The following is a 25,593-nucleotide window of genomic DNA, read 5'->3' as shown; positions in this document are numbered from 1 at the left end:
CGATTAACACTTGTCGCCAGTCTCTACATCCTCAGAATTGTTGATCTTTGAGTGCAGGAATGACTTTAATGCTTGCTGATACTCGGCCCAGGCTTGTTCTAGCTTCAAAGGTGTCCTATTCAAAGGTGCATCAGTTGCACTGTTCATTTACGCAACACTCGTCTTGTAAGAAATCAATCACACCTTCTAGGCACTCATACTCCGCCACGCAGAATAGAGTTCTCCCTTCTCGTCTTTGGCTGATTAGGCCCGCAGACGCCAAGCTTGATATGTGGTGAGACAAGGTAGAACCGGGAATGCCTAACTCTTCTTGTAGGCCGCCAACGGCAATGCCTTGGTAGCCAGCTTTAACGACACTCTTATAAATGGTGAGGCGAATAGGGTGCCCCAACTCTTTAAGTGCTTTCGCAACGACTTCTAAGTTCATATTAGCTCCTCAAGATTTAATTTCGATGTTAGTCGAAATATATGTCGAATTCAAATTTAAAAACGGTGGCTGTGTAAGTCATTGAAAAGCTGTGTTTTCGAAAATTATTTCGATTTTTATCGAAATAATTCTTGATCTGGAGCTATTCATTTCTATAATTCGAGAATATTCGAAATAAAGGGTTGGTTGCTTTTCTCATAGCGCCCGACCTTCAATCCAGTTTGGAGTTAATTATGAGCAATGAAATGTTAACAATGCTAAAAGATGCACTTGATATGTTCGCTTTCTTAGCAATAGAGTTAATTATCCTTTTCTTAGCGATCAGCTACATTGTTGGGATTCTTCAAGAGTTCCTTACACCAGAAAAGATTCAATCTATCCTGAGCTCACGTAATGGTAAGGGTTATGTAGTTGCAGCACTATTGGGTGCAATTACACCTTTCTGTTCATGTTCGACCATTCCTTTCCTAAAAGGATTGCTGCGTGCAAGAGCGGGTTTCGGTCCAATGATGGTGTTCCTATTCGGTAGCCCACTATTGAACCCGGTTATCATTGGTTTGTTCGTGATCACCTTCGGCTGGCAAGTCGCAGTGTTCTACTTCCTTGTAGCAATGATGGTGTCTGTAGTGGCTGGTTACGCACTTGAGAAACTTGGCTTTGAGCGTTACGTAAAACCTAAGGCGTATGAATCAACAGGTTCAGCTTCAAGCTGTCGCACTAGCTGTGGTGACTCTGCTCCTAAGAAAGCAGCACCGGCTAAAGTGGAATCTTCATATGGTACAAGTGCATGTGGCGAACCTGCACCTGTAATGGCGAAAGAGACATCTTGCTGCGATTCTAAAAAAGTAGAGCCACAAGTAACGGTTTCATGCTGTTCTGCGGATGGAAGCGCGACGGTGGAAATCGTAGAGAAGAAAGAACCTAGCCGTTGGATGAGAATTTGGTTCTCAACTTGGAAAGACTTCAAACAAGTCTTCCCTTACCTAATGATGGGGATCGCGATTGGTTCATTCATCTACGGCTTCATTCCTACCGATCTTATTGCACAGTACGCTGGTGAAGGTATGTGGTATGCGATTCCAGTAGCAGCCGTGATTGGTATTCCACTGTACATTCGTGCTGAAGCAGTAATCCCACTAAGTGCAGCTCTAGTCCAGAAAGGCATGGCGTTGGGTTCAGTAATGGCATTGATTATTGGTAGTGCAGGTGCAAGTTTGACGGAAGTTATCCTGCTTAAATCAATCTTCAAGAACCAAATGATTGCAGCATTCCTATTCGTTATCCTAAGTATGGCGATGGGTGCAGGCTTCCTATACAGCTTCATCTTTGGCTAATTGAAAACACCATTGATACTAAGAGTTGGATAATAAAAAAGAGCCCATTGAGTTGAGCTCTTTTCGATTATTGACTGTTGTGATTAGAAACCACGAATATCCAGTTCATTGTTGATCAATACAACACATTGAGAAGCAAAAAGCATATTTGGACCTAAGCTGATTTTCTCAGTTCCTAAGCGCTTTAAGCTGTTGAAGCTTTTCTTCGGCATAGGAATGTGGTCAGTCAGAAGGAAACATGGATTTTCAGCAATCTCCGCATCACGGATAAAGTCACCTTTTTTGTCCATCATGTATAGCTGGTGGTCTTCAGCCAGGTCTTTCACGAGTTTTTCAAAACTCATAGTACGAACGATGATCCCCGGTTCAACCTGACGAGTTTGCTCTTTGGTCATACCTTGAGAAGCATCAACCGCTCTTACTACTGCTGCTAGCAATGCTGACTCGTGAAAGCCGCCAATGTTGGTAATTTCATTTGAATCAAAAGTGATCGTACGTGAGAAGTCTTTAGTACTTTCCAATACAAGGTGCACGGTGACATTCTCACGGTGAGATTGAGCAACGAAGATCGTATTCATCAGAGTATGAGCCAGAATCTCAGTATGAGCATCTTGCCCAACCCCTTCTAAGATAAGTTTGCTCTCTGTAGGGGCTGCGCGAGCGCGTAATACAAATGAACGCATGGAATGTACCTTGTCAGTATGTGATAAAGCGAAACAGACTTTATCAACATGAATTGTTGAATATCCAAATTTATGGCGGTATGTAACGCTTTTCTCTTAATGAAGTCAACTGGAGTTACACCTAGCATCAGCAAGTGAACTTTGAGTATTAAATAGAGAATGCCCACACTACTCGATGGTCTGGGTTGAATCGCCCCAATGTTTACATAGATAGTATGAGCAAATTATAAGGTGACTTACTAAGGAAGCCGTCGATGAAGTTACAAAATATCAATAAAGAAGAATATAGAAAGAAGATGAACCTGTTGTTGGTTTCATTGGTGGGGTCGATCGCATTGTTTGCCATTGTATTCGGTTCCATTTTGATTGATCTGTTTGGTTTGACTAGTTCAATTGCTGGTGAATCAACAGGGAACTTTCATTTGAACGTACTTGGGGTGATCTTATCTGTCGCTTTGAATGCATTTATCGCAAGCCGAGTAAAAGGGCATGAGTATTTCAAAGAAGCGCTTTATGTTTGGAACCTGAAACAAATCCACAATCAAATCTATCGTAAGCTCAAGCGCATTCAGCCAAAAGCGGAACAAGGCGACCGAGATGCATTGACGATCCTTTACTTCTATTACACTACGCAAAAACAGGTATACGACCTAGACAACAATACATTGACAATAAAAACGGTTCAGCAATCGCTGGATAACATTATGGAGCTGAGTGAAAAGTGGAGTGTCAAACTGGATATAGAGTTATTTACGAAAGATTTAGTCGCGAATTTTTAAGTAATATCGATGTAATTGTATGAGTCTTGAACTATGAAAGAGGCTTTTGACGTAAAAGTAGACACTTGAGTGTTTTTTTTTAATTTCTATCAAAAAAGGGGTTGCCATGTCTTCGATGATCTCTATAATACCGCCTCACTGACACGGCAGATGCCATAAGGCTTCAGCTCTAATCAGAGAGGCGAAAGTTCGAAAGAATTAATTTTTAAAAAGTGTTTGACACGCAAAATTAAATCGCTAGAATCTACGTCCGCTTTCAAGGAGTTCTTTGAAAAAGAATGCCTCAGTAAGCAAAGCTCTTTAACAATTTAAACCTATCAATCTGTGTGGGCACTCGTTGATGAATATCAAAACGTTTTATCGTTAGATAAAACAGATTCTTCGGAATCAAAATTGATTTCAATGAACTGAGTGACCAATTCAAATTGGGTTCAGCCTTGAGCTGTTTTGTTTTACTTTTTCAAAAGTGAAAACCAATAAGAGCACAGTCAATTCATTATCATTCTGTTCCTATTTGTTTAAGAAGAGAGGGGTAATAGCTTTAGAATTACATGTTCATGTTTACATGAATATTAGTTTTGAAGTCAGTATTCGTTGAGTCACACCTATTAATTTAGGTAATCAAAATCTTAAATTGAAGAGTTTGATCATGGCTCAGATTGAACGCTGGCGGCAGGCCTAACACATGCAAGTCGAGCGGAAACGACACTAACAATCCTTCGGGTGCGTTAATGGGCGTCGAGCGGCGGACGGGTGAGTAATGCCTAGGAAATTGCCTTGATGTGGGGGATAACCATTGGAAACGATGGCTAATACCGCATAATGCCTACGGGCCAAAGAGGGGGACCTTCGGGCCTCTCGCGTCAAGATATGCCTAGGTGGGATTAGCTAGTTGGTGAGGTAATGGCTCACCAAGGCGACGATCCCTAGCTGGTCTGAGAGGATGATCAGCCACACTGGAACTGAGACACGGTCCAGACTCCTACGGGAGGCAGCAGTGGGGAATATTGCACAATGGGCGCAAGCCTGATGCAGCCATGCCGCGTGTATGAAGAAGGCCTTCGGGTTGTAAAGTACTTTCAGTTGTGAGGAAGGGGGTAGTGTTAATAGCGCTATCTCTTGACGTTAGCAACAGAAGAAGCACCGGCTAACTCCGTGCCAGCAGCCGCGGTAATACGGAGGGTGCGAGCGTTAATCGGAATTACTGGGCGTAAAGCGCATGCAGGTGGTTCATTAAGTCAGATGTGAAAGCCCGGGGCTCAACCTCGGAACTGCATTTGAAACTGGTGAACTAGAGTACTGTAGAGGGGGGTAGAATTTCAGGTGTAGCGGTGAAATGCGTAGAGATCTGAAGGAATACCAGTGGCGAAGGCGGCCCCCTGGACAGATACTGACACTCAGATGCGAAAGCGTGGGGAGCAAACAGGATTAGATACCCTGGTAGTCCACGCCGTAAACGATGTCTACTTGGAGGTTGTGGCCTTGAGCCGTGGCTTTCGGAGCTAACGCGTTAAGTAGACCGCCTGGGGAGTACGGTCGCAAGATTAAAACTCAAATGAATTGACGGGGGCCCGCACAAGCGGTGGAGCATGTGGTTTAATTCGATGCAACGCGAAGAACCTTACCTACTCTTGACATCCAGAGAAGCCAGCGGAGACGCAGGCGTGCCTTCGGGAGCTCTGAGACAGGTGCTGCATGGCTGTCGTCAGCTCGTGTTGTGAAATGTTGGGTTAAGTCCCGCAACGAGCGCAACCCTTATCCTTGTTTGCCAGCGAGTAATGTCGGGAACTCCAGGGAGACTGCCGGTGATAAACCGGAGGAAGGTGGGGACGACGTCAAGTCATCATGGCCCTTACGAGTAGGGCTACACACGTGCTACAATGGCGCATACAGAGGGCAGCAAGCTAGCGATAGTGAGCGAATCCCAAAAAGTGCGTCGTAGTCCGGATTGGAGTCTGCAACTCGACTCCATGAAGTCGGAATCGCTAGTAATCGTGAATCAGAATGTCACGGTGAATACGTTCCCGGGCCTTGTACACACCGCCCGTCACACCATGGGAGTGGGCTGCAAAAGAAGTGGGTAGTTTAACCTTTCGGGGAGGACGCTCACCACTTTGTGGTTCATGACTGGGGTGAAGTCGTAACAAGGTAGCCCTAGGGGAACCTGGGGCTGGATCACCTCCTTATACGAAGATACTTACGATGAGTGTCCACACAGATTGATTAGGTTTAGAAAAGCAAAGAGATGAAGAACTCCCAAGTTCTTCGAAGTTTGTTTCTGCTTTTAAAGTGGAGATAAATTAGCAGTGTCCCGTTCGTCTAGAGGCCTAGGACACCGCCCTTTCACGGCGGTAACAGGGGTTCGACTCCCCTACGGGATACCATTGGGTCGTTAGCTCAGTTGGTAGAGCAGTTGACTTTTAATCAATTGGTCGCAGGTTCGAATCCTGCACGACCCACCATTTCCTCCCAAGGAAATAAAAATATGGGGCTATAGCTCAGCTGGGAGAGCGCCTGCCTTGCACGCAGGAGGTCTGCGGTTCGATCCCGCATAGCTCCACCATTCTTTCACCATGAAGGAATCAAAACTATCATGGGCGATTAGCTCAGTTGGGAGAGCACCTGCCTTACAAGCAGGGGGTCACTGGTTCGAGCCCGGTATCGCCCACCATCTTTAAGCACACTTTTTAGTAATAGAAAGCAGAGTGTATTTAAAAATGGTTTTGAAAGTTTAATACTTTAAAAACTCTTGCTCTTTAACAATTTGGAAAGCTGACTGATTACTTAATTGGTTTTCACTTTAAAAAGTGAAATCAAACAGCTCAAGGCTGTGATTAAGTTAATCAAATTTAAAAGTTCTCAATGTTTATCTTTCATTAGATAAACACAACAAACACATTCAAGTGTCTTGTATTCGATTCAAACTTGTTTGAATCACAATTGAGTCCGGCAAACAGTTATCAAGAATTAACCCTTCTTGATGACAACCAAAAACCTTGGTTAGTTGCCATACGCTTATTTGTCTTCACTTTTTAAAGTGAAAGCAAATAGAAACCCTTTCGGGTTGTATGGTTAAGTGACTAAGCGTACACGGTGGATGCCTTGGCAGTCAGAGGCGATGAAAGGCGTAATAACTTGCGATAAGCCCAGATTAGGTAGTAATAACCTTTTGAGTCTGGGATTCCTGAATGGGGAAACCCACGTGCATAAGTACGTATCCTGTTGTGAATACATAGCAACAGGAGGCAAACCGGGGGAACTGAAACATCTAAGTACCCCGAGGAAGAGAAATCAACCGAGATTCCGAAAGTAGCGGCGAGCGAAATTGGATTAGCCCTTAAGCTTTTAATGATGCAGGTGAAGAGTCTGGAAAGTCTCGCAGTAAAGGGTGATAGCCCCGTAACCGACACATCATAATCAGTGAAAACGAGTAGGGCGGGACACGTGATATCCTGTCTGAATATGGGGGGACCATCCTCCAAGGCTAAATACTACTGACTGACCGATAGTGAACCAGTACCGTGAGGGAAAGGCGAAAAGAACCCCTGTGAGGGGAGTGAAATAGAACCTGAAACCGTGTACGTACAAGCAGTAGGAGCACCTTCGTGGTGTGACTGCGTACCTTTTGTATAATGGGTCAGCGACTTAATTTTAGTAGCAAGGTTAACCGTTTAGGGGAGCCGTAGGGAAACCGAGTCTTAACTGGGCGTACAGTTGCTAGGATTAGACCCGAAACCAGGTGATCTAGCCATGGGCAGGTTGAAGGTTGAGTAACATCAACTGGAGGACCGAACCGACTAATGTTGAAAAATTAGCGGATGACTTGTGGCTAGGGGTGAAAGGCCAATCAAACCTGGAGATAGCTGGTTCTCCCCGAAAGCTATTTAGGTAGCGCCTCGGACGAATACTACTGGGGGTAGAGCACTGTTAAGGCTAGGGGGTCATCCCGACTTACCAACCCTTTGCAAACTCCGAATACCAGTAAGTACTATCCGGGAGACACACGGCGGGTGCTAACGTCCGTCGTGGAGAGGGAAACAACCCAGACCGCCAGCTAAGGTCCCAAAGTATAGCTAAGTGGGAAACGATGTGGGAAGGCTCAGACAGCCAGGATGTTGGCTTAGAAGCAGCCATCATTTAAAGAAAGCGTAATAGCTCACTGGTCGAGTCGGCCTGCGCGGAAGATGTAACGGGGCTAAGCTATACACCGAAGCTGCGGCTATGTACCTTAGGGTATGTGGGGTAGGGGAGCGTTCTGTAAGCCGTTGAAGGTGGTCTGTAAGGGCTGCTGGAGGTATCAGAAGTGCGAATGCTGACATGAGTAACGATAAAGGGAGTGAAAAACTCCCTCGCCGGAAGACCAAGGGTTCCTGTCCAACGTTAATCGGGGCAGGGTAAGTCGACTCCTAAGGCGAGGCCGAAAGGCGTAGTCGATGGGAAACGGGTTAATATTCCCGTACTTCTTACAATTGCGATGGGGGGACGGAGAAGGCTAGGTGGGCCTGGCGACGGTTGTCCAGGTTCAAGTACGTAGGCGGGTGGTTTAGGTAAATCCGGACCGCTACTAACGCTGAGATACGATGTCGAGCTACTACGGTAGTGAAGTCATTGATGCCATGCTTCCAGGAAAAGCCTCTAAGCTTCAGATTGTAAGGAATCGTACCCCAAACCGACACAGGTGGTCGGGTAGAGAATACCAAGGCGCTTGAGAGAACTCGGGTGAAGGAACTAGGCAAAATGGTACCGTAACTTCGGGAGAAGGTACGCTCTTATCAGTGAAGTCCCTTGCGGATGGAGCAGACGAGAGTCGCAGATACCAGGTGGCTGCAACTGTTTATTAAAAACACAGCACTGTGCAAAATCGTAAGATGACGTATACGGTGTGACGCCTGCCCGGTGCCGGAAGGTTAATTGATGGGGTTAGACTTCGGTCGAAGCTCTTGATCGAAGCCCCGGTAAACGGCGGCCGTAACTATAACGGTCCTAAGGTAGCGAAATTCCTTGTCGGGTAAGTTCCGACCTGCACGAATGGCGTAATGATGGCCACGCTGTCTCCACCCGAGACTCAGTGAAATTGAAATCGCTGTGAAGATGCAGTGTACCCGCGGCTAGACGGAAAGACCCCGTGAACCTTTACTACAGCTTGGCACTGAACATTGAACCTACATGTGTAGGATAGGTGGGAGACTATGAAACCGCGTCGCTAGATGTGGTGGAGTCGTCCTTGAAATACCACCCTTGTAGTTTTGATGTTCTAACGTTGGCCCCTGAATCGGGGTTACGGACAGTGCCTGGTGGGTAGTTTGACTGGGGCGGTCTCCTCCCAAAGAGTAACGGAGGAGCACGAAGGTGGGCTAAACACGGTTGGACATCGTGTGGTTAGTGCAATGGCATAAGCCCGCTTGACTGCGAGAATGACAATTCGAGCAGGTGCGAAAGCAGGTCATAGTGATCCGGTGGTTCTGAATGGAAGGGCCATCGCTCAACGGATAAAAGGTACTCCGGGGATAACAGGCTGATACCGCCCAAGAGTTCATATCGACGGCGGTGTTTGGCACCTCGATGTCGGCTCATCACATCCTGGGGCTGAAGTCGGTCCCAAGGGTATGGCTGTTCGCCATTTAAAGTGGTACGCGAGCTGGGTTTAGAACGTCGTGAGACAGTTCGGTCCCTATCTGCCGTGGGCGTTGGAAAATTGAAAGGGGCTGCTCCTAGTACGAGAGGACCGGAGTGGACGAACCTCTGGTGTTCGGGTTGTCATGCCAATGGCATTGCCCGGTAGCTAAGTTCGGAATCGATAACCGCTGAAAGCATCTAAGCGGGAAGCGAGCCTTGAGATGAGTTTTCCCTGGCACTATAAGTGTCCTAAAGGGTTGTCGTAGACTACGACGTTGATAGGCAGGGTGTGTAAGTGCTGCGAGGCATTGAGCTAACCTGTACTAATTGCCCGTGAGGCTTAACCATACAACACCCAAGGGGTTTTGTGGACTCAAAGAAAGACCAGACCTTGAATGCGTTTGAAGAGATAGACTTTTAAATCAGTTTTCCAGATTATTTTGCCTTCAGTTTTTAAAAAACTGAAAGTAAAAGCAAAATTTGCTTGGCGACCATAGCATTGTGGACCCACCTGATTCCATGCCGAACTCAGAAGTGAAACACAATAGCGCCGATGGTAGTGTGGGGCTTCCCCATGTGAGAGTAGGACATCGCCAGGCTCCAAATTTATTTTCACTTTTTAAAAGTGAAGACAAAAAGCTTCGTTATTTGCATAGCAAGTAACAACCTCAACAGTGCACAAATCTGTTGATGACAATTTGTTGGAGGGATGGCTGAGTGGTCGAAAGCACCGGTCTTGAAAACCGGCAACCGTTAATAGCGGTTCTAGGGTTCAAATCCCTATCCCTCCACCACCATTGAAAAGCCCGCTGAGAAATCAGCGGTCTTTTTTCATACCTGAAGCAATAATACCAATCCGGAAAATTAACCGATCAGGTTAATCCAATCCCTTGTATACATTGTTGTGACGCGATCTTTGCATTCAAGAAATCCATTCCAAGCGCTACAGACCTTCGAAACAATGTCGTTATAATCAATGAAGTTTTGATTTACTAGATAGTGTTGTCTTAACTCATTTATTCACACTGGCTCGGCTAACTTTAAGATATTTAGCCATTTGAGTACGCGAGTGACCTTCTTTAAAGTGTGCAAGCGCTAGTAAGCGAATCTTCATCTGAATGGTTTTTTGTTGGCTCGCTAGCTTTTGGAAATCAGTATTATTCAGGCTATCCATAGCAATATTTCACAATTGTTTGACAGCCTCAATTAGATCACATTTTTACTTTCATTGGTATAAAGCATTAATTCTAGTGCAAATTTTCGTATTAACTGATGATTAGTTCTGCTTGAAATTGGTGAAAATCTAGAGGTGAACGAACCAATACAGTGCAAGTGTGAAACCGATGGCACACGCAAGCAAACTCATTGTTTTGAACAAAAAATCACCGCTTGCCGTGCGACCTAATCTCTTCCCAAAATTTTTATGAATGCCTTCAAGTCCGGAATATTAAGGCCTGACACGCTATTAAGCGATTCAATCACCATTAAACTTTATACATTTTCAAACTTGTGGTCCAGAAAATGCAATCGAGGAATTAAAAGGACATTCACCAAATTTAAGGAATTACAATGAAGTACAAGCTTTCACTCATCGCCCTCGCAACTAGCGCCGTTTTATCTGGTTGTAACAGCGATGATGAAAATAGCGTTAAGGTTTCCGTTCCTAGCTCTCCTGAACAATCATCAATAACCCAGCCTCCAACACCCCCTGAGAAAGAAGCGATTGCGTATCCTGACGGTCACGATCCTGAGCCTTATTATTTTATCTCTGACCTTGAAGGTTGGACGGGCATTAAGGCAAGATCAGAAATTTCACCACAAAATGGCTGGGATGGATTTGGCAAAGCACTGTTTGAACCCGCTAACTATTATGGAAAGCTCTATCGAAACTTTGAGCAATTCGACAAGGCGCTTGAGGACTTTGACTCAGACCAATACTCAGACTTAATACTCGGTGCATCCATCAGAGAACTGCAAGCGGCAATGGATAATGGTGACCTTACCGCCGTGGAGTTAACCAAGTTTTATCTTTTTCGAATCGGACAATACGACATCGATAAGCTCAACTCGGTTCTCGAGCTCAATCCCGATGCCATAGCTATTGCAAAATACGCCGATCAAGTTCGAGCATCCGGAAAACCACACTCAGAAATGCTCGGTATTCCTGTACTGGTTAAAGATAACATCGCAACCAACGACAGAATGCACACCACAGGTGGCATGGCGGCGCTGCTCGATTGGAACCCAGACCACGACGCACACATTATCAAACGACTAAGAGAGTCAGGAGCGGTTATTCTCGGTAAAGCAAACCTTTCTGAAAATGCCAACTACTTCTCTGTTATCGATCCCAATGGTTTCACCAACCTAGGTGGTCAAACCCGAAACGCATATGGATTCTACAGCGTACTTGGCTCAAGCTCAGGTTCAGGTGTTGCTGCGGCGGCGCAATTCGCAGCCATCACCGTAGGCACTGAGACTCAAGGGTCAATCAATGCGCCCGCTGAGATGAGCTCCGTCGTCGGATTTAAACCAAGTATTGGTCTGGTTTCTAGAGACAATATTATCCCCTTAGCCGCGTCTCAAGATAGCGCGGGGCCAATGGCTCGTTCGGTTGAAGATGTGGCCATTGAAATGAACATACTTGCCGATGCTGACCCAAGTGATCCACTTTACAGCGAGGTAAGAGATCATGATATTCCCGATTATACCAAGTACCTAGATCCATCTGTTTATCAGGGGATCAAGGTAGGGATCTACGAGAACAGTTATTCAAGCTTGGAACAATCCGCTTGGCTTGAGGACATTAAAGCAGCCCTAGGTAAAGCTGGCGTCTCTTATGAAGTTGTGAACGACCTTCCAAGCGCTAGGACCTACCGTCTAAATCTGGGTTGCGAATTCAATTACGAGTTTGCAGATATGGCCAAAGCGCAACATATGCCAGTGAAGTCGGTTGCAGATTTGCTGAACTACAACAATGTCTACCCAGAGCGCAGGGCGGTTTGGGGGCAGAAGGACATACAAAACTCGGTAAACACTAATGTTGATCGCGATACCTGTCTAAACAACGCAGAAGAAAAGCGTAAGATGTGGGACACTGCGGTTAATGACTATTTCGAGAACCATGACTTCCAAGTACTGGTGACGGAAACAAGCAAATCGGCTATTTATGCACCCGCAGGAGCTCCATCGGCATCAGTCCCCTTTGGTTACGAAACCGCTGACGCTGCAATTCAATCTGATTGGAGACGGTGGGCACGGCAGGCCCCAACAATGTTAGGTACACCAGTGTCAACTCATGTAATGGCACCTCGTTTTGAAGATGGCAATGTACTTGCTATCTCAAAAGCCATAGAAGTAGGCCGAAAGTCCATCGCTAGACGCCAACATAAAGCACCCGACCTTGATGCCACCATCAAGATGAATGAAGATGCTGGCGTTTTTGCCATTCACGATGAACAACGCGCCGAATCACCAACTTACGTACCTAAAGAATCATAATAAAACACAACGTCATCTTTGAAATCTGGAGGATAAAAAAACAATATTAACCCCCTCCAATCTCAGGACACACACCTTAAATGTGGTGTGTGTCCTTCTAACTGTTTACTCTATAACGCGTTGTTCAAGCCTTGCTGGAACGGCTTAAATTCCTTTACTTTGGTGTCTGATTGAATTTATCTTGGAATTTTTACTTGTGTTCGCCTACTTTGCAACATTACCTGCCACGTTTAGCGTATCCCAAGTACGTGAGAATGGGGGCGCATAGCAGAAGTCCATATAACCTAGCTGCTGAGTGGTCATCTTAGCAGTGATAGCAACGGCTAGTGCGTTGATACGGCCAACCGCTCCTTTCTTACCTACGATCTCACCACCGAGCAGAACGTTAGTATCTGGGTGATAAACCAACTTCACCTTGATGTCTTCTTGCCCTGGGTAGTAGTCGGTTTGGTTCTTATCTGAAATGGTTGAAACCTTCACTTCCAAGCCGTGTTCTTTGGCAAGCAGTTCTGATACACCAGTGCATGCCAGTTCGTAGTCCAGCACTTTCAAGCAAGACGAACCCAAGAAACCATTCATGTAAGTGTCTTTACCAGCAAGTTTATCCGCCATCATGCGCGCTTGTTTGTTGGCTGTGGTTGCAAGTGGAACATAAACCGATTTGCCTAGCGCCATATGGTGAACCACAGCACAGTCGCCGACAGCATAGATGTGGGCGTCTTCTGTTGTACCAAACTCGTCCACTAGTAGCGCACCGTTAGCGGCTTTTGGTAACTCAAACGCTTCTGTGTTTGGTTTGAAGCCAAGTGATATGATTACCACGTCGGCTTCTACGTTACCGTTATCGGTTTCTACGATGTAACCGCTTTGTTTAGCATCGCGAATGGCTGATACGCTGCAACCGGTTTTTAGTTTTGCACCTGATTCACGAATCGCACCTTCCACCACGTCAATCATCTCAGGGCTGAACTGACGGCTCATCACATGCTGTTCACGTTCGATGATAGTGACGTGCTTGCCAAGCAGGTGCGCAGCATCGAACACTTCAAGGCCGATAAAACCACCGCCGATAACGCAAACACGTTGTTTGTTGCTGTCCTTCAGTGCTTCTTTTACTGCCAAGCCATCTTCCATGCTGGTTAGCGTGTATACGTGTTCAGGGTTGAATTCACCAAATGACGGAAGGATTGGGCGTGCTCCTGTCGCGATCACCAGCATATCGTAATCGATAGTGCTTTCTTTTCTTTGGTGGCTAACTGTGATCTGTTTTTTAGCGCGATCGAGTGCCACCATTTCTGTTTCAATGCGCACGTCTAAGCCCGATTTGATCGCTTGCTCTGGCGTACGAGAAATCATGCGTTCAGTGTCATCAAACATGCCACCCGCAAAGTAAGGCAAGCCACAGGCACCGAAAGAGATGTAGTGGCGCTTATCTAAAACGATAACTTCGTCTGATGGTTGATTACGTTTGTATTTTGCTGCGAAACTCATACCAGCGGCACTGCCGCCTATAACAACAACTTTCATATTTACTACCTAAATAACCTGAACTCAGGAAAAACAGAAGAGCACTCATATAGAGTGCTCTTCATTAAGTTTAAAAATTATACAGCGGCTTCTTTTGAAACGGTCGCAGTGACGTCAGCGTCGTATTGCTCTGTGTTTAGTGAACCATTTTTCTTAGCCGTTAGTACACCAGACAACATCGAGCCAGAGATGTTTAGTGCGGTACGAGCCATGTCGATTAGCGCTTCAATAGACACTAGAATCGCCACTACTGTGATGTCTAGACCCATGATGGTTAGTACTGCAACGGCTGCGAATGTCGCACCGCCACCGACCCCTGCGATACCGAATGAAGCAATCGCGATCACAGCGATCAGTTGTAGGATGAAGCTTAAGTCTACAGGGATACCCATAACTTGTGCCGCCATGATAGCGAGCATTGCTGGGTAGATACCGGCACAGCCGTTTTGGCCGATACTGGTACCAAATGTCGCTGACATATTTGCTGTTTCTTCATCTACACCTAGGCGTTGAGTTTGTGTTTCAACGTTTAGTGGGATAGCGGCCATGCTTGAACGAGAGCCGAAACCGAACACAAGTACTGGCCAGATTTTCTTCATGAACTTCGCAGGAGACAGGCCGAACATCGATACCATCACGAAGTGGATGCCGAACATGACACCGATTGCCACATAACTTGCTAGTAGGAAGCGACCCATTTCTGCGAGTGCGAACAAATCGTTTGTCATCATGAACGTAGTCATCAGAGCGAATACACCGTAAGGCGTTAGCTTCAGAATTTCACGTACCATTGAAAGTACCACTTCTTTGGCTGCATTGATGAAATCAACGAAGTTTTGTACTTTCTCAGGCTTACGGTTTTTCACTTGCAGGATACAGAAGCCTAGGAACATACCGAACAGTACGGTCGATAGTGTCGAGGTACGTTGAGAGCCTGTAAGCATGTCAAAGATGTTGGTCGGAATGATTGATAGAGCCATACCAGACAAACCACTGCTCGCCATTGCATCTTGTGTGGCTATCAGTGAATTACCACGAGCTTCAATAGCACTGTTTGTGCCGATAGAGCTTACGAGTGCATTTGCATCGATACCGAATAGGTAGATACTTGCGATCCCAATTGCTGCTGAGATAGCACAAGTCAAAAGTAGAATACCGATGATTTTTGGTGCGATACGAGATAACGCGCCGCCGCCTTCAACGTTCATGATCGAAGAGATCATCGCCACGAATACAAGCGGGATAACGATCATTTGTAGAAGTTTGATATAGCCTTTACCGAACACAGAAATCAGTTCAGCAAAGCCAGACGTTGCAACGTTACCGACACCAAACACAAGTTGAATAGCGCCACCGAACAGTAAGCCAGCAGCAAGCGCACTCAGTACGCGGAAGTTAAAACTTTTCTTTTGTTTTTTGAAGTTTGACAGCAGTGCGTAGAACCCAAAGAACAGGATGCTTAATCCAATAAATGAAACGCTCATGAGAATCTCCTATGATACCCATTAATACCTAAATCGGTTATTTTTTGTATGCGATGGCTTCAACTTCAACCAATGCGTCTTTTGGTAGTCTTGCTGCTTCGACACAAGAACGAGCCGGTGCGTTCTCTGTTCCAAATACCTCGGTGTACACTTCGTTAAAGGCTACGAAGTTTTCCATATCTGATAGGAAGCAGGTTGTCTTAAGCACTGTGTCCAGTCCCGCATTACTTGCTTCTAATACCGCTTTTAAGTTTTCTAGAGACTGACGAGCCTGCTCTTTGATGCCGCCCTCAACAAACTGCATGGTTTCTGGAACGAGAGGCAATTGACCTGAGGTGTAAACCATGTCGCCGTAAGACGTACCTTGAGAGTAAGGACCGATAGCGGCTGGCGCTTGCTGCGTGGCAATGATCTGTTTCACAATATAACTCCTAAGTTATTAATTTTATTCTGATTTAAATTCACGGATAAACTTGTAAACCGCCTGTCGGCTGATCCCAAGTTGCTCTGATACTTGTGTAGTCGTCTCTTTTAGCTCAAATACTCCGTTATCAAATAAACAACGAATGATGGCTTTATTGCGACCTTTGCAGGAAATCGTCTCGTCTTGATCCACTTCTTGTGTGACTGCAATCAACGCTTGTTTGATCACGTCGTTTGCATTATTGCTGAACGTCTCGCTGACTATGGTTTGCGAGAGATTGCATTGCGGCATCAGTGTTTTAACAATTTCAGGGAATGGGAAAGATAAGTTCATGTTGATGCACAGCATGCCAATCGGCTTTTGCTGTGGACCCGCTAGTACACAGGTGGTCGACTTCAGTAGGGAACCGTCAGTTGCGTTGGTGAAATAGCTCTTTGGAGAAACTTCACCTGTCTTTTCAAATGCACTCCACATGCGTAAACCTAAATCGGTGATCGGTGAGCCAATTTCACGACCCGTATGATGACCATTAACGATTTTGACAACTGAGTTTTCTAAGCTTTCAAATGAATGGATGACCACTTCACAGTAGGGACCAATTAAATCAGCAATCGTGTCCGCTAAGCGAAAGTAATTGTTTAAGTACTCTCTGTCTTCATCAGTGAATCGAACTTGTTTTACATTCATGATTTCGGTTTACATTTTTGAACTCAATGGCTGAAATTTACTCCTTTGGTGGTAGATTCACAAGGTATAGTAAACTTCTGTAAACCAATAAAAATCGTTTCAACTATCAATAAATTATAAGTTTTAGAGACAAATCACGAGTGGGATTTGAAGCTGATCACTCGAAATAGGTAAATTTAGTTTAATTTCTTAAACCTCATCAAGGTTTACATATTTAAAACCAAATATTTCATTTTTGATTGTTTTTATGATCCAGTGCAAGTTCTAAAACACGAAAAATTCGTGTTATCGAAATTTGAATTGAAAATTGTCAGGGCTAGCCAGTTTGTTTTTGGAAAGTCGTTTTAGGTATATAGGGTGAAAGTGATGGTGAGTTCTAAAAAGTGGCGGCTTTTTCATTGAGCAATGGGCTGACAGCTTAATTGACGAGCTTAGCTTCGACCTGTCTAAGAACCCGTTGATAAATACACCAAGCGCAGGCGCCTGCGAGTATGTTACCGACCATTGCTCCCCAAAATAGACCTTCAATTCCTGCAAGTTGAGAACCCACCCACAGGCAAGGCAAGAAAAAAGCAAATAAGCGCAGCGCTGAAATCGTTAATGCGGTGTAAGACTTACCCAGTGCGTTAGAGACAGAGACCGTCAGCATACATACTCCCAATGGCCCTAAGCTGAGAGGGACGATCAAGAGGTGATAATTAAGAATGGTCGAGACTTCATTTTCACTGGTCATTAGATTTGCTAGCCCGCCCGAGAACAACCAAGTCACTAGTGCAATAATGAGTTGAAAGCCCAAAATGAAAATGACGGCAATTTTAACGATTTTACGTATGTTTTCGAGGTTATTCTCTCCCAACATACGGCCAATCATTGGAGGCATCGACATGGTTAGTGCTAGTACGGCGACAATCGAAAAGAACTCAAATCGCGAGCCTAAAGCCCAAGCTGCAACGGCAGCCGTACCATAACTCGCCAGCAGTTTAGTGGCGAACATCGATGAAACCGGTGGAAGTAGTTGACTGATCATGGCAGGCCCCATGATATTGCCAATGGAACGAACACTCTTAGCGATGTCGAGAGCATGCCAATCAAAACTCATCCAATGCTTCTTCGTTACCTTCGGCGCGACAATTAGAATGCCTGTGCCGAATGCCAAGATGGTCGCGATGGCGGCTCCGTTGATACCCATGTCGAGTGTGAAGATGAAAATCGGATCCAATATCACGTTGATGATGCTGGTTGCGATCATCATAGTGCCCGGTAACATCGTGTTGCCGTTAGCACGGCACACACTGTAGAAAAAGTAGAGTAGAGCGCCTGTCCAAGAGCTGACTAGCCAATAGATCCAGTATGAATCGATGATTGGTAATACCGTCGACGGCGCATCCAATAGTTGTAAGATAGGGCTGCGAAGTAGATAGATAATGACGGAAAAAATCGCGACGCTCACGCTACCCATTACAACGACTAAGCCACCCAGTTGTTTGGCGTAGCGTGTTTCGTTCGCACCAATGGCTCTAGCAATAACAGCGGTTGTCGCAATTCCTAGACCGACTTGAATACCAATGATGATCATTTGTATAGGCAATGTGAAGCCTTGAACCGCGAGGGGCAATACCCCAAGCTGGCCAATAAAAGCGCTGTCGACAAGCTGGAAGCTCATCAGGGAAAGCACCCCAAACAACATTGGCCATGTCATTGTATAGAGTTGTCGGCCAAGGGAGGGGGTTGCGATAGTTGAATTCATAGCACTCTTTATTTGTCTTGAAGGTCGGTTTGTCGTGGTGATAATCCACGCAATGAAGCTATGTGTAAAGGATAACGTAACGTTAGCTCGATACCAATAATGTTTGCATGTACTGCAAAGGGTCGAAGGTTTGTTTAGATGTGGCCATTCCGTACATCAACCCTTCGTTACAGTCTCTTGAAGATATTTCCGATCAAATCTTGAAATCTACAGGGTCAAGAAGACGCTTGCTGTAATAGCAAATAAGTGAGGCTTCTAGGGTTAGCGGTTGTTGCTTTAAGGAATCGTAATGAGTTGGGATATTTCAAGTATAAAAAAGGCCTTGGCTGTTCACGCTAATGCAGAAGAGTGAAATCAGCCAAAGCCTTAATATTGTTATATTTCGCCGAGTGGCGACTAAAAGAGCAGAGCGGTTGACCTATGCTTTTTTAAGGTCTTTTGCTGGGTAAGTAAGCATCATTATTGTGCCTTCTACTGTTGTAACGTGAACGTAGCCACCACCAGCACTAAGGCCAACAACAACCATTTCACCTAGTTCAACACCTTTTGTTGCAACAACGCGATCATCAACTGAAAACACTTTACACACCTTCAATAAATTAAATTAATACGATAGATATCGAACGCGGATTTAAACAGATGGCATGCCGATCGACTAATCCAGTTGTTTGTCGTAAAGATTAAGTTTGATGATGAATAAATCTATCATCCTTGAAAATCAATCTCTTATATTGATTGGTGTGTCTATTTGTCCGCAGGGTAAACGACACCAACTTGCTGACGCATCTCTGTAATTAACTTGGCAACCGATAAAGCGCGCAGTTTGGCTTGAGCTAGCGTTGTTTGATCGCCGCCAATACAGTCGGCAAAGGCCTGTGCTTCGTAACTCATGGAGTTTTTGCTTTGTGATTGAGTGAGGTTTTCTATATGTCCATCTCGGTATCGGATCTTAACATCGGTACATTCAGCGATGTGATCGATGAGGATTGCACCTAATTCACCTTGGATCTCACTGGGTGCATAAGAGTCACTGACTTTTGAATGAGTCAAGGTTACGTCAAGCTCTGGGTATTGGAAAATCGCGCAACCATGCGCATCAACACCGGAATCAAGTCGCTTTGCAGAAGCCTGTACACTGTCTGGTTCGCCAAACAGAGCGACTGTCGCAGCGACGCAGTAAAAGCCGATATCGACCAATGATCCATTTGAGAACGCTGGGTTAAAGGTATTTGGGTTCTCACCGTTTAAATATTTCTGATAGCGCGATGAATACTGGCAATAGTTGATGTGTGCCTTATGTAGCTTGCCGATTTTTGCTAATCCGAGCTGCATTTGTTTAAAGTTTGGCAAGAATTGAGATTTATACGCCTCAAACAGCACGACACCGTTTTGCTCGGCGACCTCAAACATTCGAGTTGCTTCATCGATGTTAGATGCAACGGGCTTTTCACAGATGACATGTTTGCCATGTTCCATCAGTAAGATTGATTGCTGGCAGTGGAGTGAGTTTGGTGAAGCAATGTAAACCGCTTCGATAGTGTCATCACAGGCCAATGCTTCGAGTGAGTCGTAGGTTGTATCAACATTGAATTCTTGAGCGAATTCAGAAGCGCTCTCCATGCTTCTCGAATAAACCGCAGCAAGTTTCATCGATTGAGTGTCATGGGCGGCTTGAACAAACTTTTGAGTGATCCAATTGGTTCCAATTACAGCAAACTTAATCATATAGGTATCCAATAGTGAGTGTATTGATTCTGCAGAGATAGTAGCACTCATATCATCGAATGTGCTTGAGAATTAAGGAACAATGATTGCCTTTTATTAAAAATACGGTGCAGTTGAGCGTGTTAGTGAGCCGCGACAACAGTGCAGGGTTAAGGCATTTTTGCTAAGGTAATATGGAATTCAAATAAGGTGATGATATGCAAATTCGGACAGCCAAGGTAACGGATATTCGCTCGATTCTAGCGCTTTCTGATCAGATTAATCGTCAGCATCATTGTGGGGCGCCTATGGTGTTTGCGCCTGCCTCGCAAGCTTTTTCTGATAGTGAAGAGTATTGGTTGGGATTGATGCTTGATCCCATTGGGGCGTTTTTAGTGGCAGTGCAAGATGAACAAGTTGTTGGATTTTTGGCTGGAAAAGTGACGCAGAATCGTGGGGTGAGTTTTATTCAACCCCATAAGATCGCACGGGTAAATACGCTAGTGGTGAACGATGACGTTCAGAAGCGAGGTGTTGGTAAATCGTTAATGAAGTCATTCAACCAATGGGCGCAAGCGAGAGGGGCGATAGAACTTAGGTTGGAGGTGATGGAGTTTAACCAACAAGCTCAGGGTTTCTATGAGTCGTTAGGAATGGAAACTCAGTCACGAACCATGTCTATGCGGTTTGAGGCCAATTAAGCGTGCATCTGCATCTATTTTTGTTTCTATGCGCTTATTTGATGTGGTCGATGCAGGTTGCGTGTGCCGAAACATCGCCGACCTTCGAGGCGTCCATTGATGGCAAAACGCTGATTGTAGAAAAGATCATTTCAGATGCAACGGCTATCGAAACCATTGTGTTTGAGTCTGCGCCTTCTCTATCTAACCGAGCCCCCACATCATCAGTAACACCAACGTCGATTTTTAATAAAAATGATGTTATTGAAAGCGATGTGCGTGAGCATATTGCTTTAGGCTCGCAAAAAACATCCCACCGAATTCTCACCCCACCAGATGCCGACTCTATAAAAGCCTCATCGCGACACGTGGTGACGCTCGTTAGGGTTGATAAATCAAAACGTAGGATGTATCTACTTAAAGGCGAAGAGGTGATCCAGGAGTATCGTATTGCGTTAGGCAAACAACCGAAAGGGCACAAACGCTTTGAAGGGGACAACCGAACGCCTGAAGGGGAGTACCAACTCGATTATGTGATGGAAGAGTCGAACTTTTATCGCTCTGTCCATATTAACTATCCGCAACCGTCGGATATGCAATGGGCAGAGCAAAATGGGGTAGATCCCGGAGGGAACATCAAAATTCACGGCATCAAAAACGGTGAGCGTCGTTCACCTAATTTTATTCAAAGTTTTGATTGGACAGATGGTTGTATTGCATTAACCAATCAAGATATGGATGAGTTTCTTAAACTGGTAAAAATGGGTACCCCTATCCATATCGAATGGTAGCGATGGGTTCCCCACTTTCTTCATTCATAGTCTCAACTAACCGTTAAACCCGTTACAGTAAGACTCGACCTGCGCTGAATATCGCAATCACAATCAGCAATGCAATGGTGACAGGCTTAAACTTCGCACCACCAAATCTCTCGAACAGTTTAGAACCCACATAGCCGCCAAACATGCTGCTCGGTAAGAGCGCGAGAGTCAGCCAGACTACATCACGGTCGACTAATCCTGCGATAGATGCCGAAACAAACGCAGTGGAATCCGCCAATACGAAGAATGCTATCAGGCCTGCTCTGGCAATATGAGGAGCGACTGGGCTTGCCAATGCATGAGTGCCAATTGGCGGCCCAGACATTGATGCCGCGCCGTTCATTACGCCCGCAAGGCTGCCTAGAATATAGGGAGCAAATCTCGGTTCGCTTTTGTACTGGAAACCTTTATAGATCATAAGTGCAGACGCAAAAATGAAGGCACTGATGATCAAGATGATCGTGTCTTGGCTAACGGATTTAAGCAGAAGTAAGCCGATTGGTGTGAAGGCAAAACAAGGGATAAATACTTTTAAAACCCAGCGCCAGTTAACGTGCTTTCGAACTTTAGGTAGCAATTGAACATTGCCTAGGAGATCGATCAACATGAAGACAGGAACCAGTTCGATAACAGGCATGAATAATGCACTTAACGGCAAGGCCACTAGGGTGAAACCGAAACCTGAGAAGCCACGAACAATAGCGGCGAAAACGAAGATTGAACCCAAAATTGGGAAGGTTGGATTAAAAATGAGATCCATAAATTAAGTAACCAATGAAGCTGTCTAGATAGAGTGAGCTAATGAAACCAAGTGAGTAGCGGAATGTACTCCTACTCACTTGTGTTTGCTACCTAATTTTAAGGTTTCTCGAGAGTTAATTTTACAGTCTCTCTGAGTTGTTTTTGCAGTATTTGCTTGGTCAATTTATAAGGCTAAATTGATTCGGAAAATCAGTGAATACGGCATCGACTTTTGAGAGGAATTTGAATTGGGAGGGATCGTTGACGGTGTAGCACCATGTTTGGATGTTTGCTTCACTCAGTGTATCAAGATCGCTCTGATTAACATGTTCGTAGTTGATGTGACAGCTGAACGCTTTGACCTCATTCATGAGCATAAGATCAGCCTGAGTCAGTTGCTCTGTGATGACCCCTACTCGATATCTCGGCAAATGACGCGCCATTTCAGACACCACTTTGTGGCTGAAACTCGATAGTAAGATCTTATCGGTGTCGAGATTTGAGCGAATCAACTCATCATGTAGCAGATCAACCACATGAGGGGCTTGATGTCGACTGTCGACTTTAATTTCGAGGTTGACGCTAAGATCATGCCGCTCAACAAGCGCAAGTAACTCTTCTAAGGTCAGTATTTTTTCCCCAGCGAACTGCTCAGATTTCCAACGGCCGAAGTCGAGTTGGCGAAGCTCAGCAAGGGTGTGTTCGTCGACACGACCCTTGCCATCGCTGCAGCGCTCAAGCGTGTGATCGTGACAAACGACCAGTTGGTCATCTTGAGTGGGCTGAATATCAACTTCAATCCATTTCAAGCCGAGTTTAGCCGCTTGTTCAATGCTTGCTTTGGTATTTTCTGGGTGAGTACCTGCGGCCCCCCGATGACCTACGATGGTAGACGACATAATTAATCCTTCTTAAAGACGCACCGTAAAAACGCATTAAATATTAGTGTACTCGATTACACTGGAACCGTCGTTAAGCTTGTTGATTCGAGGTGTGACTCAACGAACGAAAGCGGTCGTTCGTGTGTCACTTACCGTGATTATTCTCTATAAAAAAGCCCCTCGCATGCTATTACTAATGACTATTAGAAGCTTTAAATAGGATCTGAGTGATCAGAGTCTTAGTGTGCGATGTCCAATTGGTTGTCTTTCACACCGTTGATGCGGAACCAACCAGCAATACTGAATCGCTCTGTGTTTGTCGGCAGTACTTCGTGTGGAAACTGTTCAGACAAGAACACAAATAAGCGGCCTGACTTTGGTGGAATGGTCGCGATGTGGTTGTCTTTTAGATCGTAAACCACAAGTTCACCTGCGTCGTCTTCTGTCCACTCGTCATTCATGTAGAACACGGTAGTCAGGCGGCGGTTTTCATTGCCCTTGAAACAGTCTAAGTGCTTCTGGTAGAAGTCGCCTTTTTCGTATTTAGCAAAGTGTGCTTCGTACTCGAACAGACCCAAAAAGAACGCTTGGTTTGCCGCTAAACGAATTTGTTCCATCTTGTCTAAAAACAGAGATGCTGGCTGACCCATATCACGGCGCAGCCACTGAATCTTGTCACTACGGATGGTCGACTCTCGCGTTACTTCATCGTTACGGCCAATCCTAGCCTTTTTCCAGTTCTCTGGAATGCAATCCCTCAATGCCACCACTTCTTCTTGAGTTAAGAAGTCATCCCACACGAAATAACCTTGGGTAGAAAGAGCATCGATTAATTGGTTCATGTATAGCACTCAGACAGTAAATTAGAGGCGCATATATAGTCCTAATAACTCAGGCCAACAAACCACATGTTTTGTCGTCACGATAAATGGTGTTGGCGGCTTGAATCGCAAGGCCTGTAGAGTAAGGTTTACGGCAATGCGGGCATTCGATAATGCTGAAAAATACCGGATGAAATTGATGCTCATCTTTGGAATCTGTTCCCGTTGCAGTGAGTTGAATTGGATTTGAGTAATTTAGTGGATTTCAATAGAAATCTTGATTTGAGTTCTCTATTCGGTTTTAGGTTGTGGTTTTAACAAAACGATCACAATTGAAGTTGGATTTGCTATTATATAGGTCTGACCAGTTGTTTTGTCACAAGGGGCGATTTTGCAGCTGCATACTATCAAAGGCTATATCCAAGATATGTATCTCGTAGAGTACCCAGATAGGTTGCTGTTACTTGATGGTGCATGCCGAGCGGATATACCCCATCTTAAAGCTTTCATTGAAGATGAGCTTGGCCGTGAATTCAGCGACCTGCACACTGTGGTTGTGACGCACATGCATCCCGATCATGCAGGTGCTGCGCATACACTCAGAAAGCTGACTAATTGTCATTTGGTGGCAGCAAACCGAGATAAGGATTGGTATCACGGCATTGATGGCATTTTGATGCACCTGACCGATTTAGCATTAGCAAAGTGGATGGCGAACCGCTTAGGCAAGCCGAAAGCGAACTTGTGGTACTCAAGGAAATTAAAACCTGACTGCAAACTATCAGACGGCGATAGTATTCCGGGGTTTGATGATTGGTTTGTTTTGGAAACGCCAGGCCATACTGATCGTGATCTCTCTGTCTATTGCCCATCACACAATGTCGCTTATGTTGCCGACTTAATGGTCGAGGTTAAGAAGAAGCTGATTCCGCCGTTTCCTATTTTTCACCCTAATCAGTATCGAGCGTCGTTATCGCGTATTTATGATATGCAGCTCGATACCTTGCTGGTGGCACATGGTGGGCAAGTCGATTTCAGTCAGCAAGCTTTTGAACATCTGTTGATGAGTGCGCCAAGAAGGCCTGTTACGCATTGGCGAGTGACGAAAATCAAAACCAAAAAATTACTGCTATCGATTTGGCGTTTTGGTTTTCAATCTCATGGTAAATCGAAGAAATAGATCAGAAACCTGAATGCAAAGCAATGTATCCAGAGCTGAAAGTAGAAAGCGGAAATAGAAAAATAGATAGCAATAAGGCCAGTCATGAGACTGGCCTTATTTAGTTATAACCTGGGATTAGTGAGTCAGCAGGAATTCACCCGCTGGATCAACCATCACTTTGTCACTCATGCCTTGACGACCAAGCAGCATCATATAAGTCATATCTTGACGGTTGCTTAGCGTGATATCGATAGGCCATTCCTGACCGCCGATTTTTAGCATGGTTTCAATTACACAACGGTGTTCAACTTCGCCGTTCGATGATTTGATTTTCTTACTTGTTTTCAGCTTCGCTTTGCAGCGCACTGTCTCTTCTAAGTGGTAAACGTCAGGGTGAAGATCGAATTCAACGAAGTTCTCACCGTCTTTTTTTACACACAATAGATTGTCTACGTGTAGAGAAGAGGTTTTAGCCCCTGTATCAACACGGGTATGGAGTCCAGTTATCCCTAACTCTGGTAAGCAAAGTGCTTCTGTATTCCCTATGATCATTTTATTGTTCATGTCATTTCCA

General features: G+C 45.1%; 20 protein-coding genes, 5 tRNA genes, 3 rRNA genes and 1 pseudogene. 14 read left to right on the top strand and 15 right to left on the bottom strand.

Annotation, left to right across the window (positions count from 1 at the left end; genetic code table 11):
- Nucleotides 1–21 precede the first annotated feature (21 nt).
- Together OCU36_RS14830 and OCU36_RS14825 are read right to left on the bottom strand one after the other, a co-directional pair.
- Nucleotides 22–147: pseudogene (locus tag OCU36_RS14830) on the bottom strand (RNA polymerase sigma factor SigZ); the annotation flags it as partial.
- A complete protein-coding gene (locus OCU36_RS14825; RefSeq protein WP_004733042.1) occupies nt 131–427 on the bottom strand; it encodes an ArsR/SmtB family transcription factor in 297 nt (98 codons plus the stop codon). The pseudogene OCU36_RS14830 and the gene OCU36_RS14825, both read right to left, overlap by 17 nt.
- A 233-nt stretch (nt 428–660) precedes the next feature.
- On the opposite strand from OCU36_RS14825, the gene OCU36_RS14820 reads away from it, so the two are divergent.
- Nucleotides 661–1,761: a permease gene (locus tag OCU36_RS14820; protein ID WP_261840325.1), complete on the top strand. Its 1,101-nt coding sequence runs from the start codon at nt 661–663 to the stop codon at nt 1,759–1,761.
- Nucleotides 1,762–1,844: 83 nt separating this feature from the next.
- Here the strand turns inward: OCU36_RS14820 and trmY are convergent, their stop codons facing one another.
- Nucleotides 1,845–2,444: a tRNA (pseudouridine(54)-N(1))-methyltransferase TrmY gene (trmY, locus tag OCU36_RS14815; protein WP_261840324.1), complete on the bottom strand. Its 600-nt coding sequence runs from the start codon at nt 2,442–2,444 to the stop codon at nt 1,845–1,847.
- A gap of 254 nt (nt 2,445–2,698) precedes the next feature.
- On the opposite strand from trmY, the gene OCU36_RS14810 reads away from it, so the two are divergent.
- From OCU36_RS14810 to OCU36_RS14770, 9 genes are all read left to right on the top strand, one after another.
- Nucleotides 2,699–3,223 (top strand): DUF3087 domain-containing protein, encoded by a 525-nt coding sequence (locus tag OCU36_RS14810; protein ID WP_261840323.1) that lies wholly within the window; start codon nt 2,699–2,701, stop codon nt 3,221–3,223.
- 631 nt (nt 3,224–3,854) lie between these two features.
- A 16S ribosomal RNA gene (locus tag OCU36_RS14805) occupies nt 3,855–5,409 on the top strand.
- A gap of 122 nt (nt 5,410–5,531) precedes the next feature.
- Nucleotides 5,532–5,607 (top strand) — tRNA-Glu (locus tag OCU36_RS14800).
- A gap of 2 nt (nt 5,608–5,609) precedes the next feature.
- Nucleotides 5,610–5,685 (top strand) — tRNA-Lys (locus OCU36_RS14795).
- A gap of 25 nt (nt 5,686–5,710) precedes the next feature.
- Nucleotides 5,711–5,786: transfer RNA gene (locus OCU36_RS14790), tRNA-Ala, on the top strand.
- Between the two features lie 32 nt (nt 5,787–5,818).
- A tRNA-Val gene (locus OCU36_RS14785) sits at nt 5,819–5,894 on the top strand.
- A 399-nt stretch (nt 5,895–6,293) separates the two neighbouring features.
- Nucleotides 6,294–9,187 (top strand): 23S ribosomal RNA (locus tag OCU36_RS14780).
- Between the two features lie 135 nt (nt 9,188–9,322).
- A 5S ribosomal RNA gene (gene rrf, locus OCU36_RS14775) occupies nt 9,323–9,438 on the top strand.
- Together the 16S, 23S and 5S rRNA genes with 5 tRNA genes alongside form the textbook arrangement of a ribosomal RNA operon.
- Before the next feature lie 104 nt (nt 9,439–9,542).
- Nucleotides 9,543–9,633 (top strand) — tRNA-Ser (locus OCU36_RS14770).
- Nucleotides 9,634–9,851: 218 nt separating this feature from the next.
- Here the strand turns inward: OCU36_RS14770 and OCU36_RS14765 are convergent.
- Nucleotides 9,852–10,013 carry a hypothetical protein gene (locus OCU36_RS14765; protein WP_372040301.1) on the bottom strand — a complete coding sequence of 54 codons (162 nt, stop codon included), beginning with the start codon at nt 10,011–10,013 and terminating at the stop codon, nt 9,852–9,854.
- 395 nt (nt 10,014–10,408) lie between these two features.
- Here OCU36_RS14765 and OCU36_RS14760 point away from each other — a divergent pair, with 395 nt between their 5' ends.
- A complete protein-coding gene (locus OCU36_RS14760; RefSeq protein WP_261840322.1) occupies nt 10,409–12,340 on the top strand; it encodes an amidase family protein in 1,932 nt (643 codons plus the stop codon).
- A 204-nt stretch (nt 12,341–12,544) separates the two neighbouring features.
- Here the strand turns inward: OCU36_RS14760 and OCU36_RS14755 are convergent, their stop codons facing one another.
- The 7 genes from OCU36_RS14755 to OCU36_RS14720 form a co-directional block, all read right to left on the bottom strand.
- Nucleotides 12,545–13,867, bottom strand: a complete 1,323-nt coding sequence (locus tag OCU36_RS14755; protein WP_261840321.1) for a CoA-disulfide reductase — start codon at nt 13,865–13,867, stop codon at nt 12,545–12,547.
- 77 nt (nt 13,868–13,944) lie between these two features.
- Entirely contained in the window at nt 13,945–15,351 is a 1,407-nt protein-coding gene (locus OCU36_RS14750; protein ID WP_261840320.1) for a cation:dicarboxylate symporter family transporter, read from the bottom strand.
- 37 nt (nt 15,352–15,388) lie between these two features.
- Entirely contained in the window at nt 15,389–15,772 is a 384-nt protein-coding gene (locus tag OCU36_RS14745) for a RidA family protein (RefSeq protein ID WP_261840319.1), read from the bottom strand.
- A 24-nt stretch (nt 15,773–15,796) separates the two neighbouring features.
- Nucleotides 15,797–16,462, bottom strand: a complete 666-nt coding sequence (locus OCU36_RS14740; RefSeq protein ID WP_261840318.1) for a helix-turn-helix transcriptional regulator — start codon at nt 16,460–16,462, stop codon at nt 15,797–15,799.
- Nucleotides 16,463–16,880: 418 nt separating this feature from the next.
- Nucleotides 16,881–18,209, bottom strand: a complete 1,329-nt coding sequence (locus tag OCU36_RS14735) for an MATE family efflux transporter (RefSeq protein ID WP_261840317.1) — start codon at nt 18,207–18,209, stop codon at nt 16,881–16,883.
- A 418-nt stretch (nt 18,210–18,627) separates the two neighbouring features.
- Entirely contained in the window at nt 18,628–18,789 is a 162-nt protein-coding gene (locus OCU36_RS14725; protein ID WP_261840316.1) for a hypothetical protein, read from the bottom strand.
- Nucleotides 18,790–18,953: 164 nt separating this feature from the next.
- Nucleotides 18,954–19,934: a Gfo/Idh/MocA family protein gene (locus OCU36_RS14720; protein ID WP_261840315.1), complete on the bottom strand. Its 981-nt coding sequence runs from the start codon at nt 19,932–19,934 to the stop codon at nt 18,954–18,956.
- A gap of 197 nt (nt 19,935–20,131) precedes the next feature.
- Here OCU36_RS14720 and OCU36_RS14715 point away from each other — a divergent pair, with 197 nt between their 5' ends.
- Both OCU36_RS14715 and OCU36_RS14710 read left to right on the top strand, forming a co-directional pair.
- Entirely contained in the window at nt 20,132–20,614 is a 483-nt protein-coding gene (locus tag OCU36_RS14715; RefSeq protein WP_261840314.1) for a GNAT family N-acetyltransferase, read from the top strand.
- 50 nt (nt 20,615–20,664) lie between these two features.
- Nucleotides 20,665–21,384, top strand: coding sequence for a L,D-transpeptidase family protein (locus tag OCU36_RS14710; RefSeq protein WP_261840767.1), 720 nt, complete (start codon nt 20,665–20,667; stop codon nt 21,382–21,384).
- A 52-nt stretch (nt 21,385–21,436) separates the two neighbouring features.
- On the opposite strand, the gene OCU36_RS14705 is transcribed toward OCU36_RS14710, so the two are convergent.
- The 3 genes from OCU36_RS14705 to OCU36_RS14695 all read right to left on the bottom strand — a co-directional run bounded on the left by OCU36_RS14705 (nt 21,437) and on the right by OCU36_RS14695 (nt 23,878).
- A complete protein-coding gene (locus OCU36_RS14705) occupies nt 21,437–22,174 on the bottom strand; it encodes a sulfite exporter TauE/SafE family protein (RefSeq protein ID WP_261840313.1) in 738 nt (245 codons plus the stop codon).
- A gap of 160 nt (nt 22,175–22,334) precedes the next feature.
- Nucleotides 22,335–23,054 (bottom strand): glycerophosphodiester phosphodiesterase family protein, encoded by a 720-nt coding sequence (locus tag OCU36_RS14700; protein ID WP_261840312.1) that lies wholly within the window; start codon nt 23,052–23,054, stop codon nt 22,335–22,337.
- A gap of 221 nt (nt 23,055–23,275) precedes the next feature.
- Nucleotides 23,276–23,878 carry a 2OG-Fe(II) oxygenase gene (locus OCU36_RS14695; RefSeq protein WP_261840311.1) on the bottom strand — a complete coding sequence of 201 codons (603 nt, stop codon included), beginning with the start codon at nt 23,876–23,878 and terminating at the stop codon, nt 23,276–23,278.
- Nucleotides 23,879–24,248: 370 nt separating this feature from the next.
- Between OCU36_RS14695 and OCU36_RS14690 the strand changes: the two genes are divergently transcribed.
- Nucleotides 24,249–25,037 (top strand): MBL fold metallo-hydrolase, encoded by a 789-nt coding sequence (locus OCU36_RS14690; protein ID WP_261840310.1) that lies wholly within the window; start codon nt 24,249–24,251, stop codon nt 25,035–25,037.
- 117 nt (nt 25,038–25,154) lie between these two features.
- On the opposite strand, the gene OCU36_RS14685 is transcribed toward OCU36_RS14690, so the two are convergent.
- A complete protein-coding gene (locus OCU36_RS14685) occupies nt 25,155–25,583 on the bottom strand; it encodes an ATP-dependent zinc protease family protein (RefSeq protein WP_261840309.1) in 429 nt (142 codons plus the stop codon).
- Between the last annotated feature and the right edge of the window lie 10 nt (nt 25,584–25,593).

The sequence above is a fragment of the Vibrio artabrorum genome, assembly GCF_024347295.1.
Lineage (GTDB): Bacteria > Pseudomonadota > Gammaproteobacteria > Enterobacterales > Vibrionaceae > Vibrio > Vibrio artabrorum.
The sequence above is the reverse complement of the archived record's forward strand: the minus strand, read 5'-3'. Positions and strand labels throughout refer to the sequence as shown.